This is a genomic window from Hyphomonas sp. J20-32 (genome assembly GCF_055808555.1).
Map to the genome: position 1 here is coordinate 1,475,138 of NZ_CM147873.1, position 19,847 is coordinate 1,494,984.

The following is a 19,847-nucleotide window of genomic DNA, read 5'->3' on the forward strand; positions in this document are numbered from 1 at the left end:
AACGCAACCCATGTCCCAACGCTCTGCCGGTCCTGAACTCCTTCGCCTGATCGAACTGATGGCGCGCCTGCCGGGCCTTGGTCCGCGCTCGGCGCGGCGGGCCGTCCTGTTCCTGCTGAAGCGCAAGGACCAGATCCTGCTGCCGCTGGCCGATGCGCTGCGCGAGGCGGGCGAGAAAATCGATCGCTGCCATACTTGCGGAAATTACGACACGATCCAGCCCTGCGCCGTGTGCCAGGCCGATGGCCGCGACGATGGCATCATCTGCGTCGTGGAAGACGTGCCCGACCTGTGGGCGCTGGAGCGCGGCGGCGCCTTCCGCGGCCGCTATCACGTTCTCGGCGGCGTCCTCTCGGCCATTGACGGTGTCGGGCCCGACGATCTCAACATCGCCCCGCTCGTGTCGCGCGTTCAGGCAGGCGGTATCCGCGAGGTCATCCTCGCCCTCAATGCCACGGTCGACGGCCAGACCACGGCCCATTATGTCGCCGACCTGCTGGAAGGTTCCGGCGCCGGGGTCACGCGGCTCGCCCACGGCGTGCCTGTCGGGGGCGAGCTTGACCATCTCGACGACGGCACGCTGGCCGCCGCCCTCAGGTCACGTCGGGACGTGAAAAACTAGGGTCTACTCGGCCACATCCACGCGGAAGATGCCGTCCATGTCCTTGGTGGCGACATAAAGGTGCCCGTCCGGGCCCTGGATTACGTCGCGTATCGGGTACTCGCCATCAAACAGGTCTTCGCGGCCGACCACCTTGCCGTCCTCCATGTCGATCCGCACCAGTTTCAGGCCGGCCGGGCCGTTCATGCCGCCGGTGAACAGGTCGCCTTTCCAGCCGGGATAGACATCGCTGGTCAGCTTGGTCAGGCCTGACGGGGCAATCGACGGCACCCAATAGGTCAGCGGCTGTTCCATGCCTTCGGCTTCGGTCTGGCTGGTGATGATCGTGCCGTCATAGTTCACGCCATAGGTGATCTTGGGCCAGCCATAGTTTGCGCCCTTCCGGATCACGTTGAGCTCGTCGCCACCCTTCGGGCCATGCTCGGTTTCGTACAGCGTGTCGGTCTCGACATCGTAGTAGAGGCCCTGCGCGTTACGATGGCCATACGACCAGACCGCCGGATGACCGTTGGCGCCGTCGGCAAACGGATTGTCTGCAGGGATGCTTCCATCCGAATTGATCCGGATGATCGATCCGTGCGTCACTTTTTGGTCTTGCGCCTGTTGCATGTATTTGAAGCCTTCGCCCAGCGTCGCATATAGCGTGCCGTCGGCGCCAAACTGCAGGCGCGATCCGAAATGGTAGGCCGTGTCGCGGCGGTCTGCCCAGAAGATCTCCGTCACGTCTTCAAGCGCATTGCCGTCGTCGCTGAGGCGACCGTGGATGATGGCAGCGCCATTGGCGGCAGCATCGCCCTTCGAGTAGGAAATATAGACCAGCCGGTTGGCAGCAAAGTCGGGGTCCAGCGTGAGGCCGAGATAGCCGCCCTGGCCCTCGGTAAAGGCGTCCGGCATGCCGCTGACCACCACGGGCGCACCTTCGCCGCCGGGCACGCGCTTCAGGCCGCCTTCCTTTTCGGTGAACAACAAGTCGCCGTTGGGCAAGATCGCCAGCCCCCACGGAAACTCTGCCTCTGTGACAACCGGTGTCAGCTTCACCTTGGTGTCGCCGATGACATCGGGCGTCTGCACGGCGGCGCTGCCGCAGGCGACCAGGAGCAGGCTGGTCACGAAGCTCGCATATGAAAGACGCATGGGGGCTCAAGTCCTTGTTCTGGAATATCTCAGCCAAGGATAGTCCGGTGAGGCCGATGGACCAAACAAAAAAGGGGCAGCTCTTTCGAGCTGCCCCCCAGTGGTAGTGCGACGCGGATCTTTCAGCCCGCGCCGGGTCTGGTTTGACCTACCAGGATTTCCGCACGGTGATACCGTACAGGGCTGGCTCGGTCAGGAACACGTTGCTGAACAGGCCCGAGCTGTCATCGGTCAGGTATGCACCCGTGATGACCTCTTCGTCGGTGATGTTCTTGGCGAACGCTTCCACACCCCAGCCGGTTTCGGCATTGGCCAGAACAAGCGAGAGGTTGAGGTTGGTCCAGCTGTCCAGCTCGTCGCGTTGGGTATTGAAGACGCGGCTGTAGCTGTCAGCCTGGTAGTAGAAGTCGCCGCGAACGGTCATGTCCCAGTTCGTATTGTTCAGGGCATTGAACGTGTATTCGGCGGCGAGGTTCAGGGTCATTTCAGGCGCACCCGGCAGGCTGTTGCCATCGAGGTCCTTCGAGATGCCATCAAACGGTGTCAGCGCACCGATCGTCTGGGTGTTCCCATTACCATCGACGTAAGTCACGTCGCCGAGACCGAATGCGGCTTCCTGGCCAGCAAAGGCACCGGCGCAAAGGCCACGCGAGTCGCCATTAGCAAGGACGCTTCCGGCGATGGCACCAAGCACGGTGGCATAGCCCTGGGCCGAGACGACGCAGTTCGAATAGGACGAAGCGTTCTTCAGGGTCACGAAGTCCGGATTGCCGTTCGTCCGGTCAAGCACGTCGATACCGGTCGTTCCCTGCAGTTCGGAGTTCAGCAGGCCGAGGTTTGCTGTCAGCAGCCAGTTGTCGGCTGGAGTCCAGAGGTACTCGACTTCGAGACCGGTGAGCTTGGCGTCGACGTTGAAGTTTGCCGATGTCCGGTTGACGATCTGGGTGATCTGGTAGCCCTGATAGTCATAGTAGAAGCCGGTCACGTTGAGCGACTGGGTGTTGTTGGCAAACGTATTCTTGGTACCGAGTTCGAAAGCGTCGATGAATTCAGGATCGAACGTCTGTGGGAACAGGTTGGCACCGGCTGGCTGGGGTGGGTTGATACCGCCGCCCTTGTAGCCTTTCGAGTAGAAACCATAGATGAGCGTGTCATCGGTCGCGGCCAGGGTCGGCGACCAGTCAAGACCGATACGACCGGTTGTCTCCTGGAATTCTGCGGTGAGCAATCCGATCGGGACACCAGCTTCCGGCAGTGCCGTCACCGGGGTGAACAGCGCGGACGGCACGACGTCCTGTTCTTTTTCATCATTGGTGTAGCGCAGGCCGAGCGTGAATTTCAGCTCGTCCGTGATGTCATAATAGCCTTCGCCGAAGAAGGCCTTGGAATCCAGGCGGTAAGGCGAGAGCGAACGGAAATAGTTGCGTCCGAAGCCTTCCGTTGAATTCAGCACATTGCCGTCATCGTCAGGGTTTGATGTGTCGAGCGGCGTCAGGCCGCCGAAAATCGCGCCACCGAGGGCATTGTTCAGCTGGGTGAGCGCCGTCAGAGAGTTCGACAGCACATAGTAGCCGGCATTGTTGTCCTTCGGATTGATCGAGTTGCCATCGACAAAGATCATGCCGAGATTGAAGTTGAACGGACCCTCATAGTCGGACTGCAGGCGGAATTCCTGTGTCGTCGTATCCGACTTGCCGCCTGAAATATCGAAGGTGCGGAACAGGTTCGACACACCGAGTTGCGGGTCGGACACGACACCGCCGGGGAAGAGAGCCTGGTATACCGGGGCAAGCGCGGGGTTGCCGAGCGGATTGCCGACCGTATTGAACGCAATGGTCGGGGCAATCTTGTTATAGTCGTCGACCGATACCTGATTGGTCTTGTTGCTGCTCGTCAGCGATGTCAGCTTCAGGCTGTCGCCGATATCGAGTTCCAGCTTGAGGGTCAGGAGGTCCTGCTCAGCCTGGTAAACCGGATCGAGCGACGATTCGATATGGCGAAGGTTCCGGTCAAGCGGCGCGGTGAATGCATCGCCATTGAGAAGGCCGGCCAGGATTCCGAGGCCGCCGCCGAGCGTACCGGCGGAGTTCACCCGGTCATAGCTTTGGCTGAGAGGCGCTTCCTGACAGCCAAGGGACGTGATCAGCGTATCAAGGCCGGTAATCGGAATGCCGGCAAAGCTTGTCTTGGTCGGGTCCTTCTTACACAGCTGCTTGCCGGCGCGGATGCGGTCGTCATCTTCTTCAAAGTGCTCATAGGACAGCCAGCCGCGGAAATTCTCGAATGGCTCGAAGCCCAAGGTCGCACGAACCGACCAGAGGTCGCGGCCGTTCACGTCGCTATTGGTCACCGTGTTGTCGGTGTAGCCGTCGCGCTGGGTAATTGCACCGGCAACCCGAAGGGCGAGCTTCTCGCCGACGGGCAGGTTGACCATGCCCTGGCCCTTGATCGTGTTGTAGTTGCCATAGGTCAGTGCGGCATCGGCCTGGAACTCGCCGAAGACGGGCTTGCGCGTGATGATGTTCACAACACCGCCAGTGGAGTTACGACCGTAGAGCGTTCCCTGCGGACCGCGCAGGACTTCCACGCGCTCAATGTCGAAATATTCCTGCTCGTAGAGGAAGTTGGCGCCCAGCGGCACGTCGTTCTGGTGGATGCCCACACCGGCATCGGAAGACTGCGCAACGGCGTCGTTGCCGATACCGCGGATCTTGAAGTTGCTGCCCGTGAAGTTGCCCTTGGTGAACGACACGTTCGGAACGGCCTTCACGAGGTCGGCGCCGCCGGTCAGTTGAAGGCGATTGATGGCATCTTCATCGAACGCCGAAACGGCGATCGGAACATCCTGGATCGACTGCTCCATTTTCTGGGTCGTCACCGTGACGGTGGCCAGAGTACGGGTCGTTTCCGGGGCCTCCGTTTCCTGGGCCAGGGCAGTCTGGCCGAACAGTCCGATTGCGAGTGCGGATGCACTCGCGAACAAGACGGTTTTCGAGTCTGTTTTCCGTGTCATTCTGAATTTTCCTCCCCTCGGGCCCGTCGGGATGGCAGGCCGCGAATTGTGATTATTGACCGAGTGTCCTCTTTAACGGGACAACTTCACGGACCATCACAAATAGAGAGAGGGGGTGTTGTCAACATGTTTACCGGACTGTCATGCATTTGTTCTGACGCAGGTGTCATAAATGTAACGCTGGCGGCTTGGCCCTTTACGTAGGGGCTGATACAGCCCGTCGATGATTGAAAATCACTTATCTGCACTCGTACTATTCTCGGGCGGACAGGACTCTGCGACCTGCCTCGCCGATGCCCTGTCGCGCTTTGCGCGTGTCGAGACGGTCGGCTTCGACTACGGCCAGCGTCACAGGGTCGAACTGGCTTGCCGGGACCGGTTCCTGGCCGCGATTCGCGACCGCTTTCCCGCATGGGGCGAGCGGCTCGGTCCCGACCACATGCTGGATGCGAGCGTTCTCAAAAGCCTCAGCCACAGCGCCATGACAGATGATGTCGCCATTAAGACAACCAAGGCCGGCCTGCCGTCCACGTTCGTGCCCGGCCGCAACCTTCTGTTCTTCACGCTGGCCGGCGCGCTCGCCTACCGCCGGGGGATCGATGTCCTTGTCGGCGGCATGTGCGAAACCGATTATTCCGGCTATCCGGATTGCCGCGCGGCGACGCTGGCAGCGCAGGAACAGACTCTCCAGCTGGGGCTCGATTCCGCCATCCGCATCGAGACGCCGCTGATGTATATCGACAAGGCCGAGACCTGGGCCTTGGCCGACCGCCTCGGCGGGCAGGCGCTTGTCGACCTGGTCACCGAAGAGACCCATACCTGCTATCTCGGCGACCGCACGCACCGGCACGACTGGGGCTATGGCTGCGGCACGTGCCCGGCTTGTGAGCTGCGCGCATCGGGCTGGCAGCGCTGGCGGGCCGCTGCATGACCTGGACCGTCAAGGAAGCCTATTACACGCTGCAGGGCGAAGGCGCGCAGACAGGCCGCGCCGCCGTCTTCCTGCGTTTTGCCGGATGCAACCTCTGGTCTGGCCTTGAGCGCGACCGCGACAAGGCTGTCTGCCGTTTCTGCGACACCGATTTCGTCGGCACGACCGGCATCAATGGCGGCAAGTTCCGCACAGCTGAAGACCTCGCCGCACATGTGAAGGCCATCTGGGAAGCCGAAGCTGGCGCCGCGCGCCCCGCCTATGTCGTCTGCACGGGCGGCGAGCCGTTGCTCCAGCTTGACGCGCCCCTGATCGCCGCGCTGAAGGCTGAAGGCTTCGAGGTCGGCGTCGAAACCAATGGCACGATCGCTGCGCCCGAGGGCCTCGACTGGATCTGCGTCAGTCCCAAGGCGAATGCGCCGCTCGTCCAGACCAGCGGGAATGAGCTGAAACTCGTCTATCCGCAGGACGAGCCCGAAGCGCAGCCGGAACGGTTCTCGCAACTGGACTTTACGCACTTTTTCCTGCAACCGAAGGACGATCCGAACGCGGCCCGGAACCTGCAGGCCGCAACGACCTATTGTATGAAGCATCCCCAATGGCGACTGAGCTTGCAAACCCACAAACTGATCGGGCTTCCCTGACACCGGAAGGCCGCGTTTTCGCGATCACCAAATCGGTGAATTTCGAGGCGGCGCACTATATGGGCGGCAAGCCTGAGGGGCATCCCTACCGCAATGTCCACGGCCATTCCTTCCAGCTGGAAGCGACCGTTTCGGGCACGGTCAAGCCGGGCGAACAATGGGTTGAGGATTTCTCGCACCTAACGGCATCGCTCGAGGCCACGGCGGCAAAGCTGGATCACAAGCTGCTGAACGAAATCGACGGCCTCGATGTGCCGACGCTGGAGCGCATCTGCCTCTGGGCAGCGGCGGACCTTGCGCCGGTCCTGCCGGGCCTCACCCGCGTCGCGGTGGCCCGGCCCAGCCTGAATGAACGCTGCGAACTGGTCCTCTAGAAAGGATCACGGCTCCCAAGGGGCGCCGCTTCAGCTTTCCGCCCCGGTCATCCTGCTGTGTGCCAGTTTCTTGGCGAACTTGCGGGCAAACCGGTCGGAGGCGCGTTTCGCGTCGTCCCAGGTCGTCAGACCCGCATTGCGGATGTCGGTTTCGAACCAGTCATAGGTCAGGCTGCCCATTTCGGCGCCGCCGGCGTCAAACGCCGTGGCGGACAGTTCCATTCCGCCAATGCTCACCGAAGCGCCATAGTCGAGGCCGGGCTTGTCACCGAGCTGCTTCATCGTGGGCTTGTTCGGCACGGCGCGTTCGATCGTGACGTCGACACAGTCGACATCGAGGCCGGCTTTTTCGAACTCGCGCATCAGGTCTTCTTTGATGTTCTTCGTCAGGTATGTGCCTTCCCTGATGCCGTAATCGTCCTCAAGGGATTCCTGGAAGTCCTGCGAGTATCCAACCGTCACATCCGTGGCCAACGCCCCCGGTGCGACAAGCAGGGCGGCAGCGGCAGCGGCGAATAGGTATTTCATCGGGTCATCCTCCTGAATGTTCCAGACGGGCAATGTACCATGCGGCTGCCCGTTCCCGAAGTCACAGCGATGTGAGCCGGGCCAGTCCGGCCGTCATTCACTGCCTTCATGTTCGACCACCAGTATCCTCGCTTCGCCCTTGGGATGGGCAACATGCTCGCAGCCGATTCCGGCGAAGAAGACATCGCCGGCCTCCAGCGTCACGACTTTCTCTTCACCATCCTCGCGATAATGCATGTCCACCTGCCCATCGAGGACGGCAAACACTTCTTCCCCGTCATTCACGTGCCATCTGTAGGGCTGGTCGGTCCAATGAAGGCGTGTGGTGATCCCGCCCATATTGGCCACGTCGAGTGCGCCCCATGGCCGGGTTGCGGTAAAATCCCTGCTTCGGATAATTTTCAAGGCGTACGGTCTCCCGGTTCAAAACTGGCTCGCGCGCCATGCGCGCCAAGGCTGTCGGGTATCGCGGCCTGAGGCAAAGATCAAACCGTGTCGACCAGGACGATCTCGGCATTGTCGATGCCTTCCAGACGGATGTTTTCGCCTTCCGTGAAGGCTGCCCCGTCGCGGGCGTTCAGCACCTCGCCATTGAGGCGGACCGATCCGGCCGCCAGCACGAGATAGCCATGCCGTCCGGCGGCCACGTCATAGGCCAGCGTCTCGCCGGCCTTCAGCGTTGCGCCCAGCACCTTGGCGTCCTGCTTGATCGTCAGGCTGCCATTCTCGCCTGTGCCTGAGGCAAACACGGCCCAGCTGCCGGAGCGGTCGTCTTTCGGAAACTTGCGCGCGCCCCAGCTGGGCGTGCCGCCTGCTTCGCGCGGCTGGATCCACAGCTGGAACAGTGTCGTGGCCTCGTCTTCCTCGTTCCACTCGGCATGCTGCACGCCGCTGCCGGCGCTCATCACCTGCACGTCGCCGGCTTCGGTGCGGCCATGATTGCCCAGGGAATCCTTGTGCGTGATCGCGCCGGTGCGGACATAGGTGATGATCTCCATCGACTGGTGCCCGTGCGGCGGGAAGCCGGTATGCGGCTGGATCGTGTCATCATTCCAGACGCGCAGGGCACCTTCGCCCATGCGGCGCGGATCATGGTATCCGGAAAAGGAAAAATGGTAATTGGCGTTCAGCCACTCGTTCTTGAAGCGACCGAGATTTTCGAAACGTCTGATATCAATCATTGTCATGCTCCGTTCGGTAAGTGTTGCGTTGGAGACAATATGGCGTCGCCCGAAATGCCGTGTAGGGCGGGGCATGGATCACTTTTATGCGCTTTATGCATGGCAGAGCGTATCTTATGTCTCCTCGCCAGATGCCTTTACTGCCTTGCCGCGTCGCTCGCGTCGGCTTTCCCAGGCGCCTCCCAAGGAGAGGGCGATCATCAGCACAGGCGCGATGAGTATCGTTGCGATGATCAGGATCATGCAGCCGTAGATCGCTGCATGGAAAACGAAATAACCTAGCGAGCTCGAATACTGAACATCCTCAAGGGTCTCCCAAAGCACTATCATTGCAATGGGTAATGAAAGCACAAGCAGCACGCCAAATCCGGTCAGCACTTTCGATGAGGCCGAGTGGTCGCTGGAAGGTCTGAAAGAGTAGCTCGAATGCCAAGCGTGAATCTTGGTCTCTGTCTCCGGGTTCGCCCCGACTTTCCCTCGTCGGCCGCGCCGCCTCAAAAGCCGCTGAAGCGCGGCGCGATCCCGGGTCGGTTTGTCTGGGTCGGGCATTTCAAAAACCCCCTTCCTGTTTGACTTGGGAACACATTTGCCTGCGCACAACCCAAAATCGAACTGACCAAACCGCCTGAACCCTCTTGCCCCGACTCACGCACACGCTCACAACACAAAACATGCCTCCCAGCCCCCAGATCAAGGATGCCCGCGCAATCCTGAAGCGCGTCTATGGCTTCAAGGCCTTCCGCGGCCTGCAGGAAGACGTGATCAGCGACGTGCTCGAAGGCCGCGACGCCCTCGCCGTGCTGCCCACCGGCGGCGGCAAGTCGCTTTGCTACCAGATCCCGGCGCTCATCCGGCCGGGCTGCGCGATCGTCGTCTCGCCCCTGATCGCGCTCATGTCGGACCAGGTCGACGCACTGAAACAGGTCGGCGTTCGGGCCGAACGGCTCGACAGTTCGATGGACTTCACCGCCCGCGCCGAGGCGTTGGAGGCGGCCGAGCGCGGCGAGATGGACCTGCTCTATGTCTCGCCTGAAGGCCTCGGCACCAATCTCGCCCAGCGCATTGCGGGCATGAACATTTCCCTGATCGCTGTCGATGAAGCCCACTGCGTCAGCCAGTGGGGCCATGATTTCCGGCCCGACTATCGCGCTCTCGGGCGCCTGCGCGAACTGTTCCCCGGCGTGCCCCGTCTCGCGGTCACCGCCACCGCTGACGCCCGCACCCGCGACGATATCCTCGCCCAGCTCCAGCTCACCGATCCGGCATTGCACGTCGCCAGCTTCGACCGCCCCAACCTTACCCTCTCGGCTGAGCCCAAGGGCGGCGGCCGCACGGCCCGTGTCGTCCAGCTGGTCAAGGCGCGCAACGGCGTATCCGGCATCGTCTATGCCGCCACCCGCAAGGGCACCGAGGACGTTGCCGAGGCCCTCGTCCGCGCCGGCGTGCCTGCGCTCGCCTATCATGCCGGCCTCGACGCCAATGTGCGCCAGGAGCGCCAGCGGCGGTTCCTGCTGGAAGACGGCCTCGTCATGTGCGCCACGGTCGCCTTCGGCATGGGCGTCGACAAGCCGGACGTGCGTTTCGTCATCCATGCCGATCCGCCCAAGACGCTGGAAGCCTATTGGCAGGAGGTCGGCCGGGCAGGGCGTGACGGTGAACCTGCTGAAGGCATCGCCCTCTATGGCCCGTCAGACATGGCCCGCTCGCTGTCATGGACGCATCAGGGCGACGCGCCCGAAGAGGTCAAACGCGTCCAGCTTACAAAGACACGCCAGCTGTTCGCCTTCTTCAATGGTGACGAATGCCGGCGCGGCGCCGTGCGGCGCTATTTCGGCGAGGAAAAGGTCGAGCCCTGCGGCGTCTGCGATGTCTGCACGTCAGAGCCGGGCCAGATGCATGACGCCAGCCGCTGGGCCCAGATGGCCGTCTCCGCCGTCATCCGCTGCGGCCAGAAGGTCGGGCGGGGGCGTCTCATCCTCCACCTGATGGGCACCACGAAAGACGGCTTCGACGAGACCCTCTCCACCCAGTCCACGTTCGGCGTGGGAAAAGACCTCGCCAAGGCGGGCTGGGACCGCGTGTTCGATGCGCTCCTGTTCGACGGCCTTCTGGCCGAAGGGGGCGACACGATGCGCCCGTCCATCATCGTGCCGGACGGCGAGGCCGCCCGCGCCCTGTTCAAGGGCGAGCGCACCCTGATGCTGCGCGAAGACGTCACCGCCACCCGCAAGAAGCCATCCAGATCGCGGGGCGTTGCTGCAGCGGCCGCCGTCGCAGACCTGTCAGGCCGCGACCAGGACCTGTTCGATGCCCTCCGCCTCTGGCGCACCGACACGGCCAAGGCGCGCGGCGTGCCGCCTTACGTCATCTTCCACGACCGCACCCTCGCCGAAATCGCCCGCGAACGCCCCGCCTCGCCCGATGCCCTGAGGCAGATCAGCGGCGTCGGCGAGAAAAAGGCCCAGCGCTACGCTGAAGACGTCGCGCGGATCATCGCCGAAGCGGCGTGAGGCGGCAAACACACAATCCAGCAAATACAGCGTTTTCCACCGCTTTAACCTCTCCAGCCTTGACCCGGACGCCAGCGCGCCTCACCTATAGCGCCAGTTCGAATTCCCCTGTCCGGAGATGACATGTCACCTTATTCACGCCTCGACGACGAAGAAGCCGAAAGCCCGCCAATGGGCGAGCCGAATGCGTTCCTTGAAGAAGCCCTCTTCAAGGCCCGCACCATCCTGCTGACCGGCGGGATCGACTTCAAGCAGGCCAAGCGCGTGTGTGAGCGCCTGCTGGCCTTGTCTTCGGCGGACGGCAAGGCGCCGATCCTGCTGGTGATTTCCTCGCCCGGCGGCCACGTCGAAAGCGGCGACATGATCCATGACATGATCAAATTCGTCAGCGCCCCCGTCAAAGTTCTCGGCACCGGCTGGGTCGCCTCGGCCGGCGCGCTGATCTACGCGGCGGCGAAGAAGGAAAACCGCTTCGCCCTGAAGAATACCCGCTTCCTGCTCCATGAACCGCGGGGCGGCGTTGGCGGCCAGGCCACGGATGTCGAAATCCAGGCCCGCGAAATCCTCAAGATGCGCGAACGCCTCAACAATATTTTCGCCGAAGCCACCGGCAAGACGCTCGAGCAGATCAAGAAGGACACCGACCGTGACTTCTGGATGAGCGCCGACGAAGCCGTGAAATATGGCCTGGTCAACAAGATCGTCACGAATCAGGGCGAAATCAAATAAGGCTACCCGTTGGCGGAAAGGGGCCGCATGCGCATTGTGAGATGGTTTCCGCTGGCGATCCTGGTCGCCCTGCTGGCCTTTCAGGTGTCGCTGCAATGGCTGGCCCCGCCCGCGCGGCTGGTCCTCTGGCACGTCTCCCAGCTCTACATGCCGCTGGCGGGCCTTGTCTGCCTGGTCGGCGCGCTGGTCTATCTCGCGGTGCGCAAACGCTGGGCGAGCCGCCTCGGCTGGATCACCCTGGCGCTCTCCTGCCTCACCCTTGCCGCCCCCTTCCTGCCCATGCTGCTTGGACATGCCTACCCTGCGCGAATCGCGTCCACCAAGCCTGTATTGGCCATTCGCGTGCCGCTCGAAGGCCCCGTCCGCGTCGCCTGGGGCGGGGACAAGGTGGCGACCAATTACCACGCCGCCTATCCCGACCAGCGCTGGGCCTATGACCTGATCATCGAGCCGGGCTTCACCGGCAGCGACACGCTTGAGGACTATGGCTGCTACGGCCAGCCCGTCCTTGCTCCCGTCAGCGGAACCGTCGCCGTGGCCCATGACGGCGAGCCTGATCAGGTGCCCGGCAAGCTGCCGCTGCCGCCCAAACAGATCATGGGCAACCATGTCATGATCCAGGCCGAACCCGGCCGGAACTATCTGGTGATTGCCCACCTCAAGCCCGGCTCGGTGGCCGTGTCAGCCGGCGACACGGTTGAGGAAGGCGCCGTTATCGGCGCCTGCGGCAATAGCGGCAACACGTCCGAACCCCACGTGCATGTCCACTATGCCCACTACCTCACCGCCGTCACCCAGCAGCCCCTTCTCGGCTATGGCTTGCCGCTCTATTTCCGAGACAATGACGGGCCGGACATGCCGGTTGGCGGTTTCGAAAGGCAGGCCGGCAAGGCGGTGCCCAAAGGCGACATCATTACCCATACAGGGCCTGCGACCGGCCCCTGAGCCCCCTCGCCATGGTTTACAATGCGTTAGGAAACCGTTTGCCGCGCGTAAACGATTTTCAACGAGAATACGCTCTTAACGGGTGAGGGGCGCATTCTCTTAAAATGCCAGTACGTGTAGAGGATATTGCGATAGGCGTTACGCCAATCGGTGCGGAAACGTCAGCATCGGCTGCGCTCGGCCTGTTCCTGTCAGACCCCTCCCTTTTCGCCCTGCCAATTGTCATGAACGATGCAGCCCTTGGCCAGGTCACGCGTGCGCGCCTGACCGAAGCCCTCGCCAGCCCCAGTGAGCGCGATGTCGCTGCTGACCGCGCGGTTAGCCATTTCATGACGCCTAAGCCAGTCATGGCCGAAACCGGCACAGCCGTTGCGCTCATCGCCAAAATGGCTGCCGACGGCAATACGTCGGCCCTGACCGACGGCGTGATTGTCCTCAATGACGGGCGCTATAGCGGCCTGATCAGTCCCGGTGCCATCCTTGCCGCAGTGGCACAGGAGAACGCGCTCCGGGCCCGTGCCATGCAGGCCGCCGGCAAGCGCCTGCAGCAGGCCACAGCAAGGGCGCAGGATGTCGCCCGCGACAAGTCCAGCTTCCTCGCCTTTCTCAGCCACGAAATCCGCACGCCGCTGACCGGCATCCTCGGCGTTGCTGACCTCCTGCAGGACACGATATCAGGCTCCGAACCGCGCCGCCTTGCCCGCACGATCAGCGAAAGCGGCAACCATCTCGACCGCCTGCTGGGCGACCTGCTGGACCTGTCGCGCCTTGAAGCCGGCAAGCTGCCCGTCAGCCCGGTCCCGTTCGACCTGCACGCGTTCGCCGCCGAAGCGCGCGACCTCTGGCAGTCGCGTATCGCCGGCAAGCGGCTCGACCTGCGGATCCACGTGGACTCCGACAGCGTGATGCGCGTCGAGGCAGACGCCATGCGCGTCCGCCAGATCCTGTTCAATCTGATGAGCAATGCACTGAAATTCACGGAGCACGGCCATGTCAGCGTGACGCTCGGGACACTGGAAGCCGCAGGCCATCTCAAGCTGCGTATGACCGTCTCCGATACCGGCTGCGGCATATCCGATGCCGACAAGGCCCGCCTGTTCGAGGCCTTCGAACAGGCCCGTGCCTCCACCGCCCAAACGCATGGTGGATCGGGGCTCGGCCTGTCCATCGCCAAGGGCCTGACAGCCTTGCTGGGCGGAGAAATCAAGCTGGCCGACAATGCCGGCGGTGGGTCTGTGTTCACGGTGACGATTCCGGTGCTGCGCGCCGGGCCTCGGCTGGCCGTCGATGCGCCGCCCAAGCCGCGCATGTGCAGCCTGACTCTGGGCAATGTCCTGATCGCTGAGGACCATGCCATCAGTGCGCTGGTCATGTCCCAGGCACTGAAAGCGGCCGGCTGGCAGGTGGAGATTGTTCAGAATGCCGCCGACGCCATCGCCCGCGCGGGTGAAACGCCTTACCAGGCCATCCTCGCCGACATTCATATGCCGGGCGGCAGTGGCGAGACCATCGTGCGCGCCCTGCGCGGCGCCAGCGGCCCAAACCAGCTCGCTCCCATCCTCGCCGTCACGGCCGATATCAGCGCCGAACGCAAGATCGCTTGCGAGCGGGCGGGCTTTACCACGCTGATCGAAAAGCCGATCCGCCCGCGCGCGCTCGTGGCGACGCTGGCGGATGTGCTGATCGCTAACGAAGACACAGGCTGGGAACTCAGCGCCAAGCGCGCTTGAATCGTGGTTCCTGAGCGACGGGCGAACCTGAGGAGGAAACCGCCCGTAGGGATGTGCAGCAGGATTTGATCATGCCCACCCGGTTCATACTCCCCGGGTGCCGCTTTTCGTCACGACCAGCCCAGAAGGCGATATCTGTTCAAGCCGGCTTCTCGTCCAGTTCACCGACGTCCAGAACGGGCGCGGCATCCAGCATGTCGGCGTCGAGCAGGGTGACTGCGCGCTCCAGTGCGGACACCAACATGGATTGATGCCAGTCGGGCAAGGCGTCGAAACCCGTTGAGAAAGTCTCGTGCAGCGGATCGGGTGCCTTGGAGAGGGCGATCTTCCCGGCTGGCAGCAAATGCAGCCAGACGCGGCGCCTGTCAGTTTCGCACCTCTCCCGGGCCACGAAGCCGCGTGCTTCAAGCTTGTCCACCAGGCTGGTGATCGTGGCATGCTTCAATTGGGTTGCTTCAACGATCTGGCCGGCGGAGATCTCGTCCCCTTCGTCCAGCATGCGCAGGACGCTCAATTGCGACGGGGTTAGTCCCGCCGTCTGGGCAAGGCGTTTGGATGCCATTTCTGTCATGCGCTGAATGCGTCGCAGCGCAATGAGAGCGTCCTCGGATCGTTTGCTCAAGTGTCGGCCCCTATTCAGGCGCGAGGTCTGGCCTCAGCGCGGCTCTCAGAGGCTCGAGATGTGCCTCATATGGGCGCCACTGTTCAAGTCCGCTTTTGTTGATCGGGCGGCGGACCTGTTCGGAGCTGGCTGTGCGAACAGCCCTTTCCGTCTTGTGGAAATCCACGCAGGCCGGATCAAACGGCAAGCCGCAATAGTCGAGAATGCGCCGGACCTGGCCTTCGAGATCGTCCAGAACGTCCTCATGTTGGACCCGAAGGATTCGCCCATCGGACAGAACGCTATTCCAGTGATCCATCAGATCGACATAGCTGCGATAATAGTTGCCGATATCGTCGAGGCTGTAAGTGAACTCCTGGCCCTCGGCAAAGAGCTGCTTGAAGCCCGACCAGCAGCAATCCATCGGGCTGCGGCGTGCATCGATAATCTTTGCATTTGGCAGAATGAGGTGGATGAGCCCGATATGCCTGAAATTGTTGGGCATCTTGTCGGTGAAGAAGGGCGCACCTTGCCTGTGGATGCGTGTATTCTCGATATAGTCTTCGCCCAGCGCCTTGAGGTCATCTGCAGCCAGTTCATGCAGGATGCGCGGATAGCGTTCCCGGTCTGTCAGCTGCTTGCGTCCGCGAAGCCGGTGGGCGAGCGACAGGATGTTCGGCAATTCCAATGTGCCATCGACATCCGGGTGGGAGGCAAGGATTTGCTCGATCAGGGTCGACCCCGCCCGCGGCAGGCCTAGGATGAAGATCGGATCGGGTGCAAGGCAGCCCTTGCCGCCCTGCTTCGCAAAAAGGGCGGGCGTGCAGGTCGCTTTCTGCGCCTCGAACTCCGCATGCATTTGCGCGGTCGTGTACCGCACCGTCTGGTGCTTGAGGTCGTTCCCGCGCGCGAAGGCCTGAAAGGCGCTGTCGTGATCCCCGCGGTCCTCATGAGCCTTGCCGAGCGCGAAGGCGATATGAATGCGAGACATGTGATCAAGATCCGGCGCGGCTGCTTGCGCCTCCATGATCGCGAGCTCTTCATCGCTGAAACGATAGGTTTTCAGATTGGCCAGGCCGTACCATGCGTCACCCTGGCCTGGCGTCACACGCGCAGCTGCCTTGTAGGAGGCGACGGCGTCTTCGCTGCGACCATAGGTTTTCAGCGCATGGCCGCGCGACACCAGAGTCGCGGTATCGTCCGGCAACTGTTCCAGCACCATGTCGAAATAGACGAGCGCCGTTTCATAGTCGCCGGCCTGCATGCTCTCGATTGCGAAATGGGACTGGAAGACCGGATTGTCCGGGTCGCGCGCCATAAGGGCGCGGGCCTGCTCAAGGGCCTGGGCGTATTTCTGCCGTTTGCGGAGGACCTGGATATAATCGAGGCGCAACTGGATATTGTCGGGTTCCAGCTCGATGGCGCTTTCAAGCAGCAAGTCTGCATCCTCATGCACACCTAGCCGTGTGCCAATATCCGCAAGGAGGCGCATGGCTTCGACATGTGTTGGTTGGCGATGGAGAAACGCGCGTGCGATTTCTTCACCTCGAAAGATGCGCCCTTCATTCACATGGTTCGTGACTGCGAGCAGTTCACGGGGTAGTGTTTTCATGCGTTCGGCCTGCGCGCGGGCATGCGCAGCGGTGTGCGTGTTGCCAGTCGCAGCATGCAGTTCGGCCTGCCGGGTCCAGCTGGCGATCAGTGCGGGATTAAACCGAGTCGCGCGTTCATATGCCCTGAGAGCGCCACCCATGTCGCCGAGCTTGTATTTCAAGTGGCCTTCTTCCTGATGGGCACGGCCGTAATCCGGAGCGATCGTCATGAGCTCGGCGAGACGCGCGGTCGCGTCATCATGGAGCCCTTCATACCGGGCGCAAACGGCTGCGACATAGAGGGCATTCTTGTGTGTGGGCTCGTTTGCCAGAATAGCCTGAGCGATTTCACGCGCTGCCGCGAAATTACCAGACTGCATTTGGATCTGCGCGGTCTTCAGGGCCGCATCCGGCTCAGTCACGTCTGTCATCCTTTGGATATATCCCTGTCTGAACGAAATGCAGCGCCCTGATCCTGTCAGGGCGCTGCAATCTCAGCAAGTGTCTGCCTGTCTTAGTACGAGAACGAGACCCGCACGCCGACTGTGCGTGGCCGAACAGGCGTCACCCGCTCACGGTCAAAGACGAAGTTGTTTGCCAGTTCCGCATATTCGTTGGTCAGGTTGCTGCCGAACAGTTCAGCCGTCCATTTGTCAGCTGTGACACCGAGCGTGGCACCCAGCGTCACCCAGCCATCGATCTCGGCCTTGTTGATCTCGATGATGTCACTCACCGAACTGTCGGAGAAAACGATCTGTGGCATGACATGCGCCGTGAGGGACGAACCCGCAATCCGGCGTTCGAGGTCCCATTCATAGCGGGCCCGGATATTGCCCTGGTACGCTGGGGCAAATGCCAGTTCCGAGCCGAGCAGGACATCGTTGGTCGGGGTCAGAACTTCGGTCACTTCGGTGTCGAGGAAGGAGAAGGCACCCGCCACTGTCAGGCCATCGACAGACGCCGGGGCCCAGGTGAACTCGCCTTCCACACCCTTGATTTCCGCATTGGCGGCATTGTCGGAGAAGAACAGGTTGGTGATGGATGGATCGAAAATCGTTGTCTGAAGGTTGTCGATTTTCACAAAGAAGGCCGACCCGTTCAGGCGCAGGGAATTGTCGAAGAGTTCCGTTTTCCAGCCGATTTCGTAGTTTTTCACATCATCCGTATCGAGCGCATAAGGCACGGTGAACCCGTTGGGGCCAGCCGCGCCGCCCGGACGGTTCAGGAGGCCGGGACGGAAGCCCTCCGAATAGGTCGCGAAGAACAGAAGGTCTTCTGTGGGCGTCCATTCGCCGGTCACCTTGTAGATGAAGCCATCCGTTGCCGCCTTGTCTGGCGCGCCGAACGGATTGTTCGGGGCAAACTGGGCTGAGATGTTTGTGCCAGCCAGCTGCAGGTCCGAGTCCTGGTAGAGGTTGAAGAAGGACGAGTTGGCGCTGCCCTCAAGGTCCACTTCAATATCATACCAGCGGGCGCCGAGCGTCAGGGCGAACTGATCGGAAATGTCGAAAGTGGCTTCGCCGAAAACGCCAAGCTGCTTGTCGGTGCGCTTGACGTCGTTACGGAAAACGACGCCCGCAGGGAACGGGCCCGGTCGGCTATAATAGCCGGGCGAGGCATTTCCGATCGCGCCGGTGACGTCGGTATTAGTCAGCGGATAGTTTGGTGCAAACCCGATGGAGCCATCCGAATAGGCGACCTGAGTGGAGCCCGGATAGATGAAATCATTCAGTTCGCGCAATTCGAGATCGCTGAAGAAGCCGCCGAACGTGGCTCGGATGCGATGTTCGCTAGGCGTGTTGAATCTCAGTTCGTGGGTCTGGATTTCGGTTTCGGTGCTCGAATTCACATTGAGATTCGGCGCGTAACATGTGCCCGATGGCGCTCCGGCCGGGTAGGTCACGTTGTAGTCACAGATATAGTAGGGCAGGTACTGGCCGACGAAGAGATAGTCGGAATAGTCGACAATCTGGTCGGTCGTGCGCTCTGTAAATGCGCCGGTATAGACAGCCTCAAGTGCGCCAATGCGGCCTTCCATTGTCCAGGCCGTGTTGTGGTAGCTGTCCTCGATCTCATCGTCGGTGAACCGGACGATATCGTAGTCATCAAGATCCGGGTCCGCGAAGAAGACGCCGTCGGAATCCAGGTTTTGCTGGGAGTGGGATACGCTGAGGCGCCAATCCTGATTGAACTCGTAAAGGCCACTCAGGCGGAAGCCCTGATAGCTTGTATCGTTGATATCGTTTTCGGCGATTGAGGCATTGTTGGCCGAAATGATGTTGACACCCGACAGATCGGCGCCCGACTGGAAACCGGCGCGGTTCGGCTGGACGACCGTGCCGTTGTCGCGCACTGTGCCAGCGGACCGGAAGCGTGCCGATTCCGTGATGTCGAGGGTGCCGCCGACATTGTCGATGTAGCCACCCTGATTGTCGGTGTAGACAACGCCGCGTAGCGCGAAATTGTCGGTTACCGGCAGGTTGATGACGGCTTCGGCGCTGTTGCTCATCTCGCCGCCGTCTGTGAACGAGGTTGACGCTTTCACCTTGGCTTCAAATACGCCGAGGCGCGGCTTGTTGGTGATCAGCCGGACCGTACCCGCCTGCGAACTTGCACCGAAAAGCGTACCCTGGGGCCCGGACAGGACCTCAACACGCTCAAGGTCAGCCGCATAGACATCGAGGTTGCGGCCAGGTTGGGAGACTGGCTGCTCGTCAAGGTACAGGGCGACGTTCGGCGCGAGCCCGGCCACACCGGCCGTCGTGAGGTTAGGCGTGGTCGACGCGAGGCCGCGAATGTAGATCGTGCTCTGGCCGGGGCCAGACCCACCGGCTGTCACGCCGGGCAGTTGGACGAGGTAGTCCGTGAAGTTCTTGACGCCCAGGTCCTCAAGCTCGCTCTCGCCCAGTGCGGTCACGGCAACGGGAATGCTCTGGGCGGTTTCCGTTCGCTTGGTGGCGGTAACCGTGACGGCCTTCAGGCGCCGGGCCTTGGCTTCCGGCGCTGGCGCGCTGTCCTGCGCCTGCACTGTCGGGACGGCAAAGCTCGCAATCGCTATCAGCGAGGCACCATACATCAAATTTTTCATGGAGTTTCCCTTTTGGGTCGGTTCCAGCCGATCAACGTGCACCCATTCGGCGCGACGCTGGAAAACACGACTGCTGGTTGGGGCCGGGCTAGCGATTTATTTTGATCATAGAAAGGTTTTTGCTGATATTCGCGCCAGAGAATGTCCGAGGTGTTGCCGAGAGTCCTCAGTCGCTGGAATTTACTGTGTATTTCTGTGGGATCGATCAACTCGGCGGAAATCAAA

At 61.8% G+C, this 19,847-nt stretch carries 17 protein-coding genes; 8 read left to right on the forward strand and 9 right to left on the reverse strand.

What is annotated here, in order from left to right:
• The first annotated feature begins 10 nt into the window (after positions 1-10).
• Positions 11-622, forward strand: coding sequence for a recombination mediator RecR (gene recR / locus AC0L7I_RS07425; protein WP_473398916.1), 612 nt, complete (start codon positions 11-13; stop codon positions 620-622).
• Positions 623-625: 3 nt separating this feature from the next.
• On the opposite strand, the gene AC0L7I_RS07430 is transcribed toward recR, so the two are convergent.
• Positions 626-1,756, reverse strand: a complete 1,131-nt coding sequence (locus tag AC0L7I_RS07430) for a PQQ-dependent sugar dehydrogenase (protein ID WP_473398917.1) — start codon at positions 1,754-1,756, stop codon at positions 626-628.
• Positions 1,757-1,904: 148 nt separating this feature from the next.
• Positions 1,905-4,769 carry a TonB-dependent receptor gene (locus AC0L7I_RS07435; RefSeq protein ID WP_473398918.1) on the reverse strand — a complete coding sequence of 955 codons (2,865 nt, stop codon included), beginning with the start codon at positions 4,767-4,769 and terminating at the stop codon, positions 1,905-1,907.
• Between the two features lie 223 nt (positions 4,770-4,992).
• On the opposite strand from AC0L7I_RS07435, the gene queC reads away from it, so the two are divergent.
• Genes queC through AC0L7I_RS07450 form a run of 3 tightly spaced genes read left to right on the forward strand, consistent with a single transcriptional unit; the run spans position 4,993 to position 6,718 of the window.
• Complete coding sequence (queC, locus tag AC0L7I_RS07440; RefSeq protein ID WP_473398919.1) at positions 4,993-5,700, forward strand: 7-cyano-7-deazaguanine synthase QueC; 708 nt, start codon at positions 4,993-4,995, stop codon at positions 5,698-5,700.
• Positions 5,697-6,344 carry a 7-carboxy-7-deazaguanine synthase gene (queE, locus tag AC0L7I_RS07445; RefSeq protein WP_473398920.1) on the forward strand — a complete coding sequence of 216 codons (648 nt, stop codon included), beginning with the start codon at positions 5,697-5,699 and terminating at the stop codon, positions 6,342-6,344. Before queC ends, queE begins: the two co-directional genes overlap by 4 nt.
• Positions 6,299-6,718: a 6-carboxytetrahydropterin synthase gene (locus AC0L7I_RS07450; protein WP_473398921.1), complete on the forward strand. Its 420-nt coding sequence runs from the start codon at positions 6,299-6,301 to the stop codon at positions 6,716-6,718. The genes queE and AC0L7I_RS07450 overlap by 46 nt, the downstream gene beginning before the upstream one ends.
• Before the next feature lie 30 nt (positions 6,719-6,748).
• On the opposite strand, the gene AC0L7I_RS07455 is transcribed toward AC0L7I_RS07450, so the two are convergent.
• The 4 genes from AC0L7I_RS07455 to AC0L7I_RS07470 form a co-directional block, all read right to left on the reverse strand.
• Positions 6,749-7,246 carry a hypothetical protein gene (locus AC0L7I_RS07455; RefSeq protein ID WP_473398922.1) on the reverse strand — a complete coding sequence of 166 codons (498 nt, stop codon included), beginning with the start codon at positions 7,244-7,246 and terminating at the stop codon, positions 6,749-6,751.
• Between the two features lie 93 nt (positions 7,247-7,339).
• Positions 7,340-7,651: a cupin domain-containing protein gene (locus AC0L7I_RS07460; RefSeq protein WP_473398923.1), complete on the reverse strand. Its 312-nt coding sequence runs from the start codon at positions 7,649-7,651 to the stop codon at positions 7,340-7,342.
• A gap of 80 nt (positions 7,652-7,731) precedes the next feature.
• Positions 7,732-8,427, reverse strand: a complete 696-nt coding sequence (locus AC0L7I_RS07465) for a pirin family protein (protein WP_473398924.1) — start codon at positions 8,425-8,427, stop codon at positions 7,732-7,734.
• A 114-nt stretch (positions 8,428-8,541) separates the two neighbouring features.
• Positions 8,542-8,976, reverse strand: coding sequence for a hypothetical protein (locus tag AC0L7I_RS07470; RefSeq protein ID WP_473398925.1), 435 nt, complete (start codon positions 8,974-8,976; stop codon positions 8,542-8,544).
• A 122-nt stretch (positions 8,977-9,098) separates the two neighbouring features.
• Here AC0L7I_RS07470 and recQ point away from each other — a divergent pair, with 122 nt between their 5' ends.
• The 4 genes from recQ to AC0L7I_RS07490 all read left to right on the forward strand — a co-directional run bounded on the left by recQ (position 9,099) and on the right by AC0L7I_RS07490 (position 14,341).
• Entirely contained in the window at positions 9,099-10,937 is a 1,839-nt protein-coding gene (gene recQ / locus AC0L7I_RS07475; RefSeq protein WP_473398926.1) for a DNA helicase RecQ, read from the forward strand.
• Between the two features lie 123 nt (positions 10,938-11,060).
• The gene (locus tag AC0L7I_RS07480; protein WP_473398928.1) at positions 11,061-11,666 is read left to right on the forward strand and encodes an ATP-dependent Clp protease proteolytic subunit; all 606 of its coding nucleotides are present in this window, start codon (positions 11,061-11,063) and stop codon (positions 11,664-11,666) included.
• 27 nt (positions 11,667-11,693) lie between these two features.
• Positions 11,694-12,611, forward strand: coding sequence for a peptidoglycan DD-metalloendopeptidase family protein (locus AC0L7I_RS07485; RefSeq protein WP_473398929.1), 918 nt, complete (start codon positions 11,694-11,696; stop codon positions 12,609-12,611).
• Between the two features lie 104 nt (positions 12,612-12,715).
• Positions 12,716-14,341: an ATP-binding protein gene (locus AC0L7I_RS07490; RefSeq protein WP_473398930.1), complete on the forward strand. Its 1,626-nt coding sequence runs from the start codon at positions 12,716-12,718 to the stop codon at positions 14,339-14,341.
• 139 nt (positions 14,342-14,480) lie between these two features.
• Here the strand turns inward: AC0L7I_RS07490 and AC0L7I_RS07495 are convergent, their stop codons facing one another.
• The 3 genes from AC0L7I_RS07495 to AC0L7I_RS07505 all read right to left on the reverse strand — a co-directional run bounded on the left by AC0L7I_RS07495 (position 14,481) and on the right by AC0L7I_RS07505 (position 19,622).
• A complete protein-coding gene (locus AC0L7I_RS07495; RefSeq protein ID WP_473398931.1) occupies positions 14,481-14,963 on the reverse strand; it encodes a MarR family winged helix-turn-helix transcriptional regulator in 483 nt (160 codons plus the stop codon).
• Between the two features lie 10 nt (positions 14,964-14,973).
• On the reverse strand, positions 14,974-16,965 hold the full coding sequence (locus tag AC0L7I_RS07500) for a tetratricopeptide repeat-containing sulfotransferase family protein (protein ID WP_473398933.1): 1,992 nt from the start codon (positions 16,963-16,965) through the stop codon (positions 14,974-14,976).
• An 83-nt stretch (positions 16,966-17,048) separates the two neighbouring features.
• On the reverse strand, positions 17,049-19,622 hold the full coding sequence (locus AC0L7I_RS07505) for a TonB-dependent receptor (RefSeq protein ID WP_473398934.1): 2,574 nt from the start codon (positions 19,620-19,622) through the stop codon (positions 17,049-17,051).
• Positions 19,623-19,847 lie beyond the last annotated feature (225 nt).

Excerpts from the sequence above, each read along its gene's own strand:
- AC0L7I_RS07490 (WP_473398930.1), top strand. The coding sequence starts at position 12,716 with ATGCCAGTACGTGTAGAGGATATTGCGATAGGCGTTACGCCAATCGGT.
- AC0L7I_RS07465 (WP_473398924.1), bottom strand. The coding sequence starts at position 8,427 with ATGATTGATATCAGACGTTTCGAAAATCTCGGTCGCTTCAAGAACGAG.
- AC0L7I_RS07470 (WP_473398925.1), bottom strand. The coding sequence starts at position 8,976 with ATGCCCGACCCAGACAAACCGACCCGGGATCGCGCCGCGCTTCAGCGG.
- queE (WP_473398920.1), top strand. The coding sequence starts at position 5,697 with ATGACCTGGACCGTCAAGGAAGCCTATTACACGCTGCAGGGCGAAGGC.
- AC0L7I_RS07450 (WP_473398921.1), top strand. The coding sequence starts at position 6,299 with ATGGCGACTGAGCTTGCAAACCCACAAACTGATCGGGCTTCCCTGACA.
- queC (WP_473398919.1), top strand. The coding sequence starts at position 4,993 with ATGATTGAAAATCACTTATCTGCACTCGTACTATTCTCGGGCGGACAG.
- recR (WP_473398916.1), top strand. The coding sequence starts at position 11 with ATGTCCCAACGCTCTGCCGGTCCTGAACTCCTTCGCCTGATCGAACTG.
- AC0L7I_RS07485 (WP_473398929.1), top strand. The coding sequence starts at position 11,694 with ATGCGCATTGTGAGATGGTTTCCGCTGGCGATCCTGGTCGCCCTGCTG.
- AC0L7I_RS07455 (WP_473398922.1), bottom strand. The coding sequence starts at position 7,246 with ATGAAATACCTATTCGCCGCTGCCGCTGCCGCCCTGCTTGTCGCACCG.
- AC0L7I_RS07435 (WP_473398918.1), bottom strand. The coding sequence starts at position 4,769 with ATGACACGGAAAACAGACTCGAAAACCGTCTTGTTCGCGAGTGCATCC.
- AC0L7I_RS07430 (WP_473398917.1), bottom strand. The coding sequence starts at position 1,756 with ATGCGTCTTTCATATGCGAGCTTCGTGACCAGCCTGCTCCTGGTCGCC.
- recQ (WP_473398926.1), top strand. The coding sequence starts at position 9,099 with ATGCCTCCCAGCCCCCAGATCAAGGATGCCCGCGCAATCCTGAAGCGC.
- AC0L7I_RS07480 (WP_473398928.1), top strand. The coding sequence starts at position 11,061 with ATGTCACCTTATTCACGCCTCGACGACGAAGAAGCCGAAAGCCCGCCA.
- AC0L7I_RS07500 (WP_473398933.1), bottom strand. The coding sequence starts at position 16,965 with ATGACAGACGTGACTGAGCCGGATGCGGCCCTGAAGACCGCGCAGATC.
- AC0L7I_RS07505 (WP_473398934.1), bottom strand. The coding sequence starts at position 19,622 with ATGAAAAATTTGATGTATGGTGCCTCGCTGATAGCGATTGCGAGCTTT.